Source organism: Pseudonocardia sp. P1, from assembly GCF_000178675.2.
GTDB lineage: Bacteria > Actinomycetota > Actinomycetes > Mycobacteriales > Pseudonocardiaceae > Pseudonocardia.
In genome coordinates this window covers 266,122-279,975 of sequence record NZ_ADUJ02000002.1, presented here as the reverse complement: position 1 = coordinate 279,975, position 13,854 = coordinate 266,122, and the positions used below count along the sequence as shown (strand labels likewise).

Sequence of the window (13,854 nt, the reverse complement as noted above, 5' to 3'; positions counted from 1 at the left end):
GGTTGCGCGGCCCGTGGTCCTCGGCGAAGTTCGCAGTGGTCCGACTGACCAACGACCAGATCCTGGAGAACGCCACCGGGGTCGTGGTGCGCCGCCGCCGTCCTGGCCGCGTCGCGAGCTCGGGTGGATATGATGCACAAAGCCGTGTGCGCCGTCGTGACCGGGATCGTGGCCGACGGTGTCCATCCCGGCGCACCGGCCCCGATGACGAGGTCGGCCTTCGTTGTCACCCTCGCGAGCGGCTTGCTCCCCCCTCGCCGACAGCGCCGCCGGCCGCTCCCCGATCGATGTCACCGAGGACATCCTCAACCTCGTCGCCGCCCTCGACCGAATGACCGCCGCTGCGCCCGCTACCGCGGTCACGCCTTCCCTGAAGTTTGGGCGAAGACATGTGAGGTAGACGCGTGAACGACTTGTAGAGACCGACCGCTCTGGGGAGTCATGTCCGCATCACTGTCAGGAACACCGCGCACACGTCATGGCCGTAGTCTGGTCGCGGGCATCTTGCTTGGTCTGGGCACAGTCGCTTTCGTTGACGAAGTAGTTTTTCACCAACTTCTGCATTGGCATCACTTCTATGACCTGTCGACCAGCGACGTTGGCCTAGTTTCCGACGGACTCTTCCATGCGTTCAGTTGGTTCGCCACTGTCGCGTCGCTGCTGATGGTCGTCGGCTTGCGCCGCGATCGTGCTTTCTGGGGCCTGGCTTTCACCGCCGGGTGGCTGACCGGGGCAGGGTTCTTCCAGCTTTACGACGGATTGGTTCAGCATAAGGTGATGGGCCTACACCAGATCCGCTACGGAGTGAACCTGGTGCCCTACGATGTGACATGGAATGTAATCGCAGTAGTCCTTCTGTTCGCGGGGATTGCGCTCTGGGTCGTTACCGCGAGACGCTCGGATCGCTCCACCGAACGCGACGCGTCCACCGTGAGCTGACTCGTGGACCACGAAAACCACGTCAACGAAGCCACCTGGCTCACTCCAGGACAATGGGGGACGGCGCTGCTCCTCGTAGTGGTTTTACTGGCCTACGTCGCGGCGACGGTGCTCTTACGCAGGCGTGGAACTTCTTGGTCAATCGCCCGCACCGGGTCGTGGGCGGCCGGCCTGCTGTGTACAGGTGGGTGTCGCACTAATCGGACCGTTGGCTGAACGAGCTCACCTTGATTTCACCGTCCACATGCTTGGACACGTTCTGTTGGGTATGCTGGGACCACTGCTCCTGGTATTGGCAGCCCCGGTCACACTGGCTCTCCGGGTATTGCCCGTGCACGCGGCCCGCCCGCTCGGAAAGTTGCTGTCGTCTAACCCCTTGGCGGTATTGACGAATCCGTTTGTGGCGGGTGCCCTCAATATCGGCGGTCTGTGGGTCCTGTACCGGACCGGTATATATTCCACCATGCACTCCGCTACATGGGTCCACGTTCTGGTTCACGCGCACGTCCTGATCGCTGGTTACCTGTTTACTTTTGCTGTTCTGGGTGGCCCTGACCCAGCGCCGCACCGATTCTCGCCGCCGTGGCGGGCGTTAGCGCTAGTACTAGCGATTGCCGCGCACAACATTCTCGCCAAGACGCTTTATGGCTACCCGCCAGAGGGCGTACCCGCCGAGCAAGCACGTTCAGGAGCTGAGCTGATGTACTACGCGGGTGCGCCGGTCGAGATCGCACTGATTTCGCTGACGTGCTGGAGCTGGCTCCTGAAAGGCAGACCGGAACCAAGAGCAACGCCGCTGGAACCTTACACCGGATTTAGCAAGTCGCACGCCGGATGAGAGCGCACCCTCTTGTAGCCTTCCGTGTCATCGCTAGTCGAGACGAGAACAACTCGGTGAACGGCCACCCCACGCGGCGACCCGCGGCGCGAGCGGAAGGTGGTTGCGCGTGCCGGGCATCACCGCCTGCGGTGGCCGGACAACTGTGGTCTGCCGCGACGCCGGCCCGAAGGACGGTGGCCGGGCCGACGACCCTCCAGATCCTCGGATAGATCTGGAGACTGACAGCTTGGGACTGGCCTCCCACCACTCCGCCGGCGACCACTCACCTGCAGCTCAGCGGCAAGCCCCGTCTCGGTCCCGACGCCACGCCGGGACCCCGCTCAACCTGGGGAAGTTGGTCTAGCAACAGTGGGGAGATTCAGTTAGCGCCATCACCGAGGCCGCCGATGGTGAAACCGACGATCAGGCCGATCGCGACCGCCGCGGCGGTCATCAGCGTCAGTTGACCGTGCGCGGGGTATCGTCGTCGCGGATCACGGGTCGACCGGCGTTGGCCCAGGCCTCCATCCCACCGGCCATGTTGCGGGCTGCCACGCCAGCCTCGCGCAGCTGTCCGGCGGCGATCGGCGAGCGCCTGCCGGATCGGCACACGGTGATCACTCGGGGGTAGATGCGGTACTGGCGCGGGTCGAGCTGGTCGAGCGGCATGTGCCGTGCGCGCAGCGCGTGACCAGCCTGCCACTCGTCGTTCTCACGGACGTCCAGAAGGACCACTACGTCCGCATAGGCCAGGCGCTCGGCCTCGACCGGGTCCACGGTGTCGGCTGATTCGGTCATGACAACTCCTGATCGGGTCCCGGTGTCTTGGGTGGGACAGGCCACCGGGTCGCTGCCTGATCCGCGGTCACGAGGCGAGGTGGTCGCCGGGTGCGTAGGACGCGGCCGCCGGCTGTCGCGGTGCCGGGGCTCAGGCTGTGCGCAGCGGCAGCCCGGCGTCCTCGGTGTTGGCGAACAGATCATCGACGACCACGGCTGTGCGACCGCGCCCGGCCAGCATCGATGCCGCCGCGGTCGCCCTGTAGCCGCTTCCGCAGTGGGCCCACACCGCACCGTCGGGGACCTCATCCAGACGCGACGGCAGCTCGGGCAGGGGAATGTGCACCGCGCCCTGGATGTGGCAGCTGTTCCACTCACTGGTGAGCCGAACATCCAGGACCACCTTCGGTGGCGGTAGTTTCTGGTCCTCGGACACCATGTCGCCGGCGCCCCGACTGTCGTCGGGACGGTTCATGGCCGTGGCGAGGTCGGCGAACGTGGCGCGGGGTAGGGTCGCCAGCTCGGTGTGCGGGTCGGTGACCAGCTCGATGGGTGTGCCGACCGCAGCCGCGCTGATGCGGTCGATACCGATGCGCGCCAGCTCGCGTTGTTCCTCGGCTACCTGCTCGCGGCTGTCCCCGACCAGTGTGATCGGGGTTCCCCATTCGATCATCCACCCGAGATAGGTACTCATCGGCCCGTCCAGCCCCAGGCTCACGGTGCCGACCAGGTGGGACTCGACGTAGGCGGTGCGCGAGCGCAGGTCGACCACCCAGTCACCGCGGCTCAGGCGCTCGGCAAGCTCCTCGGGGGTCGCTGCGGCCGGGGGCCGCAGATCCGGTCCGGATGGTCCGGACTGGTTGATCACGCCCATGTGCGCGTAGTACGCCGGGTACGGCCCGAGCCCGGCCACCGTACGGGCCACGAACTGGTCACGCCCCAGCGTCAACACCGGGTTGACCAGCTTCTGCTCACCGAGGGTGGACCTATCCTGGGAGGCCGCACTACTGGCGCAGAAACTGCCGAAACCGTGGGTGGGCCACACCCGGGTACCCTCGGGCAGCCCCCGGAGGCCCGCAGTGCCTGCGCGGTGCGGATCCCGCCCACCGAGGCGCCCAGGATCAGGGTTCGCGGCATGGAGTCTCCTTGGAGATCGTGAGGTCGGCGGGTTCGGTGCGGTAGTGATCGCGGACGGTCTGTTCGAAGTCGGCCAGGAGCGCGTCGAGTTCACCGTGGTGGCGGGTACTGGTGACCAGCTGGTAGCCGATGACCACCGAGCGACCGAACACGGCGAGTCGTCGGGCGGTGCCGGCCTCTCCGATAAGGTCATGGAGCAGAGCGAACAGGGCGGAGTGCCATAGTTCGTCCACTCGTTGCTGGGCTGCTGCCACGATGGGGTCGCTCGCGGCCCAGGACCGCATGACGGCGTCGATGGGGTGGTCGAGCGCGAGTATCGCGCCGCGGTGGCGCAGCATTCTGGTGCTCGCTGTCCCGTCCGACTGGCCGAGGGACCGCATCTGGTCGGCGTGCCGGGTCTCCCAGTGCCGGACCACGGCCTGGGTGTAGCCGTGCAGGTTGCCGAAGTGGTGATAGAAGGATCCGCTCGTCGTGCCGAGAGAAGCGCACAGAGCGGCGATCGTGAGACCGGGCGGGCCGTCGGCGACCAGGATCTCCAGGCCCGCCTCCACATAGCCTCGGCGTGACGCCCGCTGGGTCCTGGTGTGCGGGGGCGCTGGTCCCGGCTCGTTCGGCGGGCTACCGTTTCCTGGCACGTCGGTCAGTCGGTGAGGCGCAGGGCCCGGGTCGGGCACTGGGCGACGGCCTCTTGGACGGCCTCGCGGCGGTGCTCGCTCGGGGTGGCGTCGAGGAGGTCGACGTAGCCGTCGTCGTTGACCTCGAAGATGTCCTCGGCGAGGGCCTCGCAGACGCCGTGACCGGTGCACGCGTCGACGTCGAGATGGATACGCATCACTGTTCTTCCGTTCGGTCGTGGTGGTCGATGTACGCGCGGGCAGTCAGTCGAGGTTGAGCCGGCAGGGCCGCGCTTGACCTGGTTGAAGAAGTTGCCGGGGATCAGCTCGGGCTCGCCGATCGACTCGATGCGCGGGGCGCGTGTGAGCAGCTCGGTGAACAGGGCGCGGAGCTGGAAGCGGGCGAGCTGGTTGCCCAGGCAGTGGTGGATCCCGCGCCGCCGCCGCCGAAGCTGATGTGCAGGTTGAGGTGACGGGCCAGGTCCAGCTCGTGGCCCGTTCGATGCTGGCGTCGGCGCGGTTGGCCGAGGAGTAGAACAGCACGACCTTGTCGCCGGCGGTGATCTGCTGACCGCGGAACTCCAGGTCACGGGCGGCGGTACGGCGGAAGGTCATGATCGGTGTCGCCCAGCGGACGAGCTCCTCGGCCGCCGGTCCGATCCGCTCGGGCAGGTCCTCCAGGAGCCACGCGCGCTGTTCGGGGTGATCGGTCAGGGCCTTGAGCCCGTGGGCGGTGGACTGGCGGGTGGTGTCGTTGCCCGCGATCGTGAGCAGGACGAAGAACGACCCGATCTCGGCGTCGGTGAGCCGCTCCCCGTCGATCTCGGCGAGCGCGAGGGCGGTGGTGAGGTCGTCGGTCGGGTTCTCGCGGCGCTCGCCGGCCAGGTTCGAGGCGATCTCGTGCAGCGACACCTGGGCCTGGAACAGCCGGGTGAGCACCTCCTGCTTGGTGTGTCCCACCAGCTCGGGATCGTTCCACCCGGTGCCGACCGCGGCTTCCTCGGCGGCCCGCTGCCGTTGGCCGTTCGGCACGCCGACGATGTCGCTGATGTTGTGCATCGGGAGCAGGGCCGCGCACTCGGTGGCGAAGTCGACCACACCGTCGGCGCTCGCGGCGGCCTGCTTGATCAGGTGATCGACGACCAGTTTCGCGTTGGCCTCGATGCGGTCCTGGATCCGGCGCATCTGCTTCGGGGTGAACGCCGAGGCCACGAGCCGGCGCATCTTGGTGTGTCGCGGCGGGTCCATGGCGATGATCGACTGGGCGTTCTCGATCAGCTCCGGCGGGAGGCTCTCGAGCAGGATGCCGTGCCCGGACAGGAAATCCTCGTGCCGCTTGGTGACCTCGACCAGGTCGTCGTAGCCGACGATCGCCCAGAAGCCGTGGTCGCCGGGGTCGTCGATCAGCTGGTCCTCGAACGGCGGGTGCCAGCTCACCGGCCGCTCAGCCCGCAGCTGGGCGAAGGTGTCCTCCCGCTGCTGCGGGGTCTGGCTCCAGAACGCCTTCGACGACAGATCGGCCGCGTCGTACGGGCGGTCGGGGTGGCCGCTGGCGTTGCGCGTGTGGTGGTGGTCATCGACGCGGCCCTCTCGACGGTGAGCGTCACATCGCATGTGACCGGGACCGCCCAACAGTTTGGGCATTTCTCTTTTTCTGTCAAGTCTGTTGGCTCAGGCGCGCGGGTGTCGACATACTCGGCGGGTGTCCTCCGAGTTCCTGGCCCGGCAACGCGAGCGCCTACCCGGGGTTCCGCAGCTGTCGGCCGGGTGAAAGTGCCCGAATGTGGGGTCTGAGCTGGGCAAACAGGTGTCGGCCTGGTGACATGTCGTGTCACTAGGCGTAGGTGTTGTGCCTGGTCAGCGCGTTGCGGGCTGCTCGGGGTCGAGGTGCAGGATCCGCGGTGGCAGCGCGAGGTCGAGGACGGTGTATAGCCGGCGGGCCTCGGTGCTGGGCTGGCTGGTCTGGCGGAACATCCCGGCCGGGCCGGTGAAGGTGCCGACGTGCAGGCGCTGCAGCTCGGTGCGGGCGCGGGGCCAGCTTGTGTGCGCGCGGGTCTCGACGATGCGGGCCAGCAGCAGCGCGAGCCAGCAGAGCAGGACGTGGGCGCGGATGCGGTCCTCGAGCCGGTGATAGACCGGGCGCAGGTCGAGGACCTGTTTCATGTCGCGCCAGCCGCGCTCGACCTCCAACAGCTGCTTGTAGCCCAGCGCGATGTCCTCCGTCGTGAGGTGCGGGTCGCTGGTGCGCAGCAGGTACTTGCCATCCAGCTTCGCGTCGGCGGCGATCTTGGCGGCATCTATGCGTAGTAGCCCGCCCGGTGTGACGCGCAGGAACCGGTTCAGCCCGGGCTTGGTGGAGATCACCCCGCGCAGCTCGGCACGCTTCGACGGTGAGAGCCGGTCCGAGCCGGCGATCATCGCTTCCAGGCGGTCGACGAGCCGGGCACGGACCGCGGCGTCCCGGTCGGCGGCGTCGGGGTTGCGGCAGATCACGAACCGCTCGGTCTCGGAGATCTTGACTTCCTTGACCCGCAGGTTCGCGTTCACCTCCTGGTAGCGGCCTTGCCGGGCCATCGCGGCGGTCGCCTCCGCCGAGCCGGAGCGTAACTTCTCACCGAGGATGTAGCCCCCACCGCCGGCGGACAGGTGACGCCGGTTCTCCTTGGAGGTGAACCCGCGGTCGGCCACCCAGATGACCTTCCCCAGCGTCCAGTCCCGCATGTCGTCCTTGACCTGGCGGATCAGCGGCGAGTCGGACGTGTTGCCCGGCCAGCACCACACCCGCACCGGGATCCCGTCCCGGGTGACGGCCATGCCGACCACGACCTGGGGCAGGTCGTCACGGGAGTCCTTCGACTTGCCGTGGGTGCGGAACCCGGCCTGTCCCGCCGCTCCCGGCGGCGGCTCAGCGCGCTCACCGCCATCTGCCCGTTCGGCGTCCTGCCCGGCGTCCTGCCCGGCGTCCTGCTCGACGGGGCGGCCATGCTGGTCGCGCCAGACTGGGGCGTCGGCGTCCTCGGTCTCGAAGTAGGTGCTGGTGGTGTCGAAGAAGATCAGGTCCACTTCCAGGTTGAGCAGGTCGGCGACCGCGTCGAACACTCCTCGCGCGAGCCGGTCCTCCACCGCGATCAGCCAGTCCATGGCCCGGTAGCAGGCATCGTCGGACACCGTGTCCAGACCGGGAACGTGCACGTCATGGGCGACCCAGCCGGTAGCGGCCAGCTTCGAGGACGGCGCCAACGCCCGGTTCGCGACCAGCGCGAACAGCACCCGCTCCACGACCGGATCCCGCCGTGATCTCCCCCCTGATCTGCCGGAGGTCCCGGCGGCGAGGCGGCGCAGCAGCGTGTCGATCCCCAGCCGATGCCACAGCCCGTCGAGCAGCCACACCCCGCCCAGCGGGCGGGGGTCGCCGTAGTACTCGCCGAAAATCGGGCGGATATGGCTGGGTAGGCTTCTGAGCTGGGGGATCTGTTCAGCTGGCTGGAGGTCGTCTTGGCGACGCAGGTGTTCGCGGACGAGGAACTGGAGCGCCTGCGCGGGTTCCCGGAGATCGGCCGGGACGAGCTGTTTCGGTTCTTCACCCTGACACCGGCTGATGTCGCCTTCGTCGATCCTGGTCGTGGCCGCGGCCCGGCCGACCGGCTCGGGTTGGCCGTGGCCCTGTCCACGTTGCCCTGGCTCGGGTTCGTGCCGGAGAAGGTGCAGGCAGCGCCGCCGGTGGCGGTGGCCAGGCTGGCCGACCAGCTCGGCGTTGACTCGGCCGGGTTGCGGTCCTACGGGCGGCGGACGAAGACGCGGACCGAGCATCTGCGGTTGGTGGCGAAGTACCTGGGGTGGCGGCTGCCGACGACGTTGGAGCTCAAGGAGTTGGACGAGTTCCTGCTGGCGCGGGCGTTGGAGCACGATTCGCCGACGCTGTTGTTCCGGTTGGCGTGTGAGTACTTGATCTCAGCACGGGTGATTCGGCCTGGCCCGGTGACCGTGGTCGAACGGGTCGCCCACGCCCGCGCCGAAGCCCAGCGGGAGACCTTCGACCGGCTCGCGCACGAGTTCACCGAGGCGCGGTGCGCCGCGCTGGATGGGCTGCTGGTCACCGACCCGGAGATCGGCACGTCCCGATTGCGGTGGTTGTCCACGGGCCCGGTGGAGGCATCCCCGGCCGCGGTGAAAGCCGAGGTCGCCAAGCTGGAGTTCCTGCGCTCGATGGGCGCGGACACCTTGGATCTGTCGGTGCTGCCAGCGGAGCGGCGCCGGTTCCTGGCCACGGTCGGACGCCGGTTGACCACGCAGGCGCTGGAGCGGCGCGATCGGCAACGCCGGTATCCGATCCTGTTGACGTTGCTGACGCAGTCGGCGACCGACGTACTCGACGAGGTCGTGCAGCTGTTCGACCAGGCGGTCTCGGCGCGGGAGAGCAAGGCCGAACGCAAGATGCGCGACGCGCTGGCCGCACGGGGCCAGGCCGGGGAGGACCGGCAGGCGCTGCTGGATGACCTGCTGGACATCATTTTCGACCTGGGGGTCGATGACGAGCAGATCGGTGGCCTGATCCGGGGCGAGCGGATCGGCTGGCCGCGGCTGCGGTCGGCGCGGGAGCAGGGCACGGCACGGCTGCCGCGTGATCACGGGCACCTCGCGGCCTTGGACGGCTCGTACGGGTATTTGCGGCAGTTCACCCCACAGGTGCTGGCCGCGGTGCGGTTCGCCGGCGGCACCGCGGCGGCCGGGCTGCTGGAGGCGGTGGAGATCTTGCGCGAGCTCAACGCCACCGGTGCCCGCCGCGTCCCCGTCGACGCCCCGGATGGGTTCGTGCCCACGCGCTGGCGCGGCTACCTGGACACTGCGGCGAAGTCCGGCAACACCAGCGCCTACCGGCACTACTGGGAACTGTGCACGCTGCTGGCACTGCGTGATGGGCTGCGCAGCGGGGACGTGTTCGTGCCGGGCTCGCGCCGCTACGCCGACCCGGCCGCCTACCTGCTCACCGCGGACAGGTGGGCTGACCAGCGCGCGGAGTTCTGCGGGCTGGTCGGTAAACCCACCGACCCGGCCCGCGCGCTCGCCGCGGCCGAGGTCGAGCTGGGCGAGGCACTCGGCGAGCTGGAGCAGGTTCTGGCCACCGGAGACGGTCCGGTGCGCCTGGACGCGGCCGGGGATCTGGTGATCTCGCCGCTGACCGCCGAGGACGTCCCCGCCGAGGCCACCGCGCTGAAGGCCGAGCTGACCGAGATGTTGCCGTTCGCGCCGATCGTGTCGCTGCTGATCGAGCTGGACAAGCGCACCGGCTACCTGGGCTGCTTCACCCATGCCAGCGGCAAGCAGGCCCGCAGCCCGGAGTTGAAGCGCAACCTGATCGCGGTGCTGCTGGCCCACTCCACCAACCTCGGCCTGACGCGGATGGCCGATGCCTGCGGTATCTCCTACGACGTCCTGGCCTGGACGGGCGAGTGGTATGTGCGGGAGGAGACGCTGCGGGCGGCGAACCTAGCGCTCATCGACTATCACCAGAAGCTGCCGCTGACGCCGGTGTTCGGTACCGGCACCCTGTCCTCCAGCGACGGACAGCGCTTCCCGACCCGCGGCAAGTCGGTCACGGCCAGGGCGCTGAGCAGGTATTTCGCGCAGGAGGGCTTGAGTACGTACACGCACGTGACCGATCAGCACACCACCTACGGCACGAAGATCATCGTCGCGACCAAGCGCGAAGCGCATTACGTCCTGGACGAGATCCTGGGCAATGCGACCGACATTCCCGTCACCGAGCACGCGACGGACACCCACGGGGTGACGCTGGTCAACTTCGGGCTGTTCGACCTGCTCGGGTTGCAGCTCTCGCCGCGGATCCGGGATCTGGGCAAGCTCACCCTCTATCGCACCGGATCACGAGCGCAGGCCGAGGCCGACTTCGCCCGCACCGGGCCGCTGCTGACCCGCAAGCTCAACACCGACCTGATCGCTGAGCACTACGACGACCTGCTCCGCCTGGCGGGATCGCTGAAGTTCGGACACGCCACCGCCTCGTTGCTGGTCGGCAAGCTCTCGGCGTCGGGGCGGCAGAATGCGCTGGCCGCGGCACTGAAGGAGTACGGCGCGCTACGGAGAACGATCTACGCCGCCCGGTACCTGTCCGACCCGGCGTATCGGCGCAAGATCTCCCGCCAGCTCAACAAGGGTGAGTCGCTGCACGCGCTCAAACGCGACCTGCTCTACGCCCACGAGGGCACGGTGCGGGCCCGTCACCTGGAACAGCAGACCGAGCAAGCCTGGTGCCTCGCGCTGGTCACCAACGCCGTGGTCACCTGGACGACCGAGTACTACGGGCTGGCGGTGGAGTCGATGCGCCGGGCCGGGCGGCGCATCGATGATGAGCTGCTGGCCCACATTTCCCCGGCGCACAGCGAGAACATCAACTTCTTCGGCGCGATCGACGTGGACATCGAGGGCGAGCTCGCCCAGCTCGGCCCCACCGGGTACCGGCCGCTGCGCGTGCGCGACACCCTGTTCTGACCCGCCGCCGCACGGCGACACGGTCATCGGTCAGTGGATGAGCAGCGGGCCGAAGGTGTGCGCGCCGAGGTGTTCGGCCTCGGCCTGGCCGACGATGCGGCCGGGGACGCCGGGGTGCCCGCTGATCCAGGTCCGAGCGGTGGTGTCGCTGGTGAAGAAGTTGACTGCCTCGCAGCAGGCGGTGGCCGCGGGCCCGCCGCCGGGGCGCTGGCCGACGAACACCACGGCGCTGTGCGGCTGCCACACCATCGCCTTGCCGCGGCTGGTGACGGTGACCAGCTCGGCGGTCACCGGGTCGCTGGAAGAGATCACGACATCGGTGTCCAGCATGGCGGGGATGCCGAGCGCATCGATCGCACACATCGCCCACACCTGCACACGGTCGATCCGGACACGGTGGCCGGTGGGCACGGCGGAGAACGGGTAGGCCGCGCGAATCCCCCCGGCCTCATCCAGAGTCAGGAAGTCCTCGGCGGCCAGCTCGGCCAGCACCTGCCCGGCCGTGCGTCCCGACCGCGCGGCGACCGGCGCCAGCACTCGTCGCGCCGGGGCGATACCGGTGGCGGCAAAGTGCCGCAGCACCGCCTGGTGCACGGCGCGCAGGCCACGCTGAGCTGGAGCGCGGCGCCCCCATCCGGCCCGGCCGACCACGTCGAGCGCCTCCTGGGGCGGGCAGCAGTCAGTCACCGGGCGCGACCTGCTCCGGGCGCCCGCTGCCGCCGAGGGCCTCCCGGAGGGCGGCCACGCTCGGGGCTCCGGCCACCGCGCCGTCCTCGTCCCGGTACAGGCGACACGACACACTGGGCACCGCCCCCTCGTCCGCGAGCGGATCGACCCCGTCGAGCAGGATCGTCGGCGAGCCGGTCATTCCGAACTCGACAGCCTGCGCCTGATCGTGGACCTCGACCAGGTCGACCTCCGCGTGTCGGCCCGCCAGCGCGGCGGTGACCCGCTGCCTGGCCAACGGGGCGTTCGGGCACCCCGGAACTGTCAGCACCGTGATCTGCATTCTGCTCGTCCTCCCCAGCTCATCCGGTCGTCGCCCCGAACGCTAAACCTTCCAGCGCACTGGAAGGTCAAGTCGTAGCCTGAGGCGATGCGCATCGGCGACCTCGCCACAGCCAGCGGGCTGACCACCAAGACCATCCGCTTCTACGAACAGGCGGGGCTGCTACCCGCTCCGCCCCGCACCCCCAACGGCTACCGCGACTACCCCGAGCAGACCCCCGCCCGGCTCACCTTCATCCGCGACGCCCAGGGCGCCGGCCTCACCCTCGCCGAAATCCGCTCCGTGCTCGTCCTGCGCGAGGGCGGCCAGGCCCCCTGCGCCCACGTCACCACGCTGATCGACCAGCACCTCGCCGACATCGAGCGCCGCCTGACCGAACTGGCCACGACCCGCGACGCCCTGCGCGGCCTCGCCCACCGCGCCGCCACCACCGACCCAGCCGCCTGCACCGAGGACGACATCTGCACCATCCTGACCCGGCCCGGATCTCCGCCCGCATCTCGCACAAATGACCCATTCTGAGAGCATGATCAACACAGTGTCGGCGGGCAGCACTCAAGGCCCGATATCTTCTCAGAACCCGCTCTCACACAAACTGGGCGTCGAGCTGTTCTGCGCAATGTTTGTGAGACGATCCCGAGGTGAGCCAGCCGGAAACCACCGTCATATCCGACGCCGACGAGGTCGAACGGCACCCGTGCCCGCGCTGCCTGGTCGAGCCCGGCTCGCCGTGCCGGTCACGCTCCGGCACCGTCGCCGGGACCTACCACACCGGCCGGTTCACCAAGGCCCCTCGGCTGGCCAAGCTGCTACGCGTGCCCGTCCCGGCCGACCGCGGACCGGGGCAGCTGTGGCGGCCGGGCACCCCGCCGCCGGCGCCGATCCCCGCCGACACCCCCACCACCGACATCCGCGTCGGCTACGCCCGCTGCTCCCACCTCACTCAGGAACTCCAGTCCCAACTCGACGCGCTGGCAGCAGCCGGCATCGGCCGCGACAAGATCTTCGCCGAGAAGGTCTCCACCCGCGTCCGGGTCCGGCCGAAGTTCGAGCAGGCCCTGGACACCTGCCGCCAGATCAAGGCCCACGCCCCGCACTGCCGGGTCATCCTCACCGTGTACGAGATGAAGCGACTCGGCCGCGACAGCGCCGAGCTGACCGCGCTGGCCGACCATCTCACCGCGCACGGCATCGCCCTGGAAATGCTCGCCGGGCCGTTGACCGGGGTCTACGACCCGTCCGGCACCGGACGGGTGTTGTTCGCGTTCTTCGCCGCGATGGCCGAGACCGAACGCGAGAACATCCGCGAAGCCACCCTCGAAGGGCTGAACGCAGCGTCCCGCAAGGGAAACCACGGCGGCCGGCCGCCGGTGATCACCGACGACATGCTGCACACCGTGCTGCGCCGCCGCGCCGGCGGCGAGTCCGTCGAGGACATCCGCCCGGACCTGATCATCCCCACCGGCAAACGCAAAGGCCGCAACCCCAGCCTGGCCAGCATCTACCGGGCACTCGCCGAACACCAGAAGACACAGGCGTACCCCGATGCAGTCGAGCAGGCCCACGCAGACTTCACCGCGCTCCAGGCGAGTACCTGACTTGCACCGCCAGCCGCCCACGAAATCGCTGGTCAATCATATCCGCCCGATTTTCGGCGAGTACTACGGCGACCCCGGGCGGGACTCGACGAACTCCAGCCCCGGCACCCCGACCGCCCGCGCCCGATCCGGGCCGACCGCGGCGGGTTCGACGCCCACGACCCGGGTCAGCGCGGCGATCAAGCGTTCGATCGCAGGCCGGTCGAGCTGATCGGCCCGGCCGAACGAGTACAGCACCTTCGTCCGCGCGGTCTTCGCTGTCGGGTCCCACTCGTTGTGCGCCAACTGCAGGTAGGACACCTTCGACCCGTCCCGGTTCCGCCGGGTCGACGTACGCACGAACACGCCACCAGACCTTACACGATCCGTAGCAGCTCAACGGCCCTATCTCGGGTTAAGTCGTGTTACTAGGGCTTTCGAACGACCGGACCAGGTCTCACCCCGCTGACC

12 protein-coding genes and 2 pseudogenes are annotated in these 13,854 nt (G+C 68.8%); 5 read left to right on the top strand and 9 right to left on the bottom strand.

Annotation, left to right across the window (positions count from 1 at the left end):
• Positions 1-441: 441 nt before the first annotated feature.
• Positions 442-939 (top strand): DUF2243 domain-containing protein, encoded by a 498-nt coding sequence (locus tag PP1_RS30760; RefSeq protein WP_033200041.1) that lies wholly within the window; start codon positions 442-444, stop codon positions 937-939.
• A gap of 124 nt (positions 940-1,063) precedes the next feature.
• Positions 1,064-1,777: a cytochrome c oxidase assembly protein gene (locus PP1_RS30755; protein WP_337819697.1), complete on the top strand. Its 714-nt coding sequence runs from the start codon at positions 1,064-1,066 to the stop codon at positions 1,775-1,777.
• Between the two features lie 441 nt (positions 1,778-2,218).
• Here PP1_RS30755 and PP1_RS30750 read toward each other — a convergent pair whose 3' ends face one another.
• From PP1_RS30750 to PP1_RS30725, 6 genes and pseudogenes are all read right to left on the bottom strand, one after another.
• The gene (locus tag PP1_RS30750; RefSeq protein WP_010234800.1) at positions 2,219-2,557 is read right to left on the bottom strand and encodes a rhodanese-like domain-containing protein; all 339 of its coding nucleotides are present in this window, start codon (positions 2,555-2,557) and stop codon (positions 2,219-2,221) included.
• 130 nt (positions 2,558-2,687) lie between these two features.
• Entirely contained in the window at positions 2,688-3,581 is an 894-nt protein-coding gene (locus PP1_RS30745) for a rhodanese-like domain-containing protein (protein ID WP_010234803.1), read from the bottom strand.
• A 76-nt stretch (positions 3,582-3,657) separates the two neighbouring features.
• Positions 3,658-4,224, bottom strand: a complete 567-nt coding sequence (locus PP1_RS30740) for a TetR/AcrR family transcriptional regulator (protein WP_010234806.1) — start codon at positions 4,222-4,224, stop codon at positions 3,658-3,660.
• Positions 4,225-4,313: 89 nt separating this feature from the next.
• The gene (locus PP1_RS30735) at positions 4,314-4,505 is read right to left on the bottom strand and encodes a ferredoxin (RefSeq protein WP_010234809.1); all 192 of its coding nucleotides are present in this window, start codon (positions 4,503-4,505) and stop codon (positions 4,314-4,316) included.
• Between the two features lie 46 nt (positions 4,506-4,551).
• A complete protein-coding gene (locus PP1_RS30730; RefSeq protein WP_010234812.1) occupies positions 4,552-5,901 on the bottom strand; it encodes a cytochrome P450 in 1,350 nt (449 codons plus the stop codon).
• 243 nt (positions 5,902-6,144) lie between these two features.
• Positions 6,145-7,695: pseudogene (locus tag PP1_RS30725) on the bottom strand (IS1634 family transposase); the annotation flags it as partial.
• A gap of 99 nt (positions 7,696-7,794) precedes the next feature.
• Here PP1_RS30725 and PP1_RS30720 point away from each other — a divergent pair.
• A complete protein-coding gene (locus PP1_RS30720; RefSeq protein ID WP_010234818.1) occupies positions 7,795-10,797 on the top strand; it encodes a Tn3 family transposase in 3,003 nt (1,000 codons plus the stop codon).
• Between the two features lie 30 nt (positions 10,798-10,827).
• Here the strand turns inward: PP1_RS30720 and PP1_RS30715 are convergent, their stop codons facing one another.
• On the bottom strand, positions 10,828-11,391 hold the full coding sequence (locus tag PP1_RS30715; protein WP_212592160.1) for an alkylmercury lyase family protein: 564 nt from the start codon (positions 11,389-11,391) through the stop codon (positions 10,828-10,830).
• A gap of 85 nt (positions 11,392-11,476) precedes the next feature.
• Entirely contained in the window at positions 11,477-11,806 is a 330-nt protein-coding gene (locus PP1_RS30710) for a thioredoxin family protein (protein ID WP_050802453.1), read from the bottom strand.
• A gap of 87 nt (positions 11,807-11,893) precedes the next feature.
• On the opposite strand from PP1_RS30710, the gene PP1_RS30705 reads away from it, so the two are divergent.
• A complete protein-coding gene (locus PP1_RS30705; protein WP_010234820.1) occupies positions 11,894-12,328 on the top strand; it encodes a heavy metal-responsive transcriptional regulator in 435 nt (144 codons plus the stop codon).
• 119 nt (positions 12,329-12,447) lie between these two features.
• Complete coding sequence (locus tag PP1_RS30700) at positions 12,448-13,404, top strand: recombinase family protein (RefSeq protein ID WP_010234822.1); 957 nt, start codon at positions 12,448-12,450, stop codon at positions 13,402-13,404.
• Positions 13,405-13,479: 75 nt separating this feature from the next.
• Here PP1_RS30700 and PP1_RS30695 read toward each other — a convergent pair.
• Positions 13,480-13,749 (bottom strand): annotated as a pseudogene (locus PP1_RS30695) (IS1634 family transposase); the annotation flags it as partial.
• Positions 13,750-13,854: the final 105 nt, after the last annotated feature.

Coding starts and splice junctions, on each gene's coding strand:
- PP1_RS30735 (WP_010234809.1), bottom strand. CDS start 4,505: ATGCGTATCCATCTCGACGTCGACGCGTGCACCGGTCACGGCGTCTGC.
- PP1_RS30710 (WP_050802453.1), bottom strand. CDS start 11,806: ATGCAGATCACGGTGCTGACAGTTCCGGGGTGCCCGAACGCCCCGTTG.
- PP1_RS30730 (WP_010234812.1), bottom strand. CDS start 5,901: ATGCGATGTGACGCTCACCGTCGAGAGGGCCGCGTCGATGACCACCAC.
- PP1_RS30760 (WP_033200041.1), top strand. CDS start 442: ATGTCCGCATCACTGTCAGGAACACCGCGCACACGTCATGGCCGTAGT.
- PP1_RS30750 (WP_010234800.1), bottom strand. CDS start 2,557: ATGACCGAATCAGCCGACACCGTGGACCCGGTCGAGGCCGAGCGCCTG.
- PP1_RS30705 (WP_010234820.1), top strand. CDS start 11,894: ATGCGCATCGGCGACCTCGCCACAGCCAGCGGGCTGACCACCAAGACC.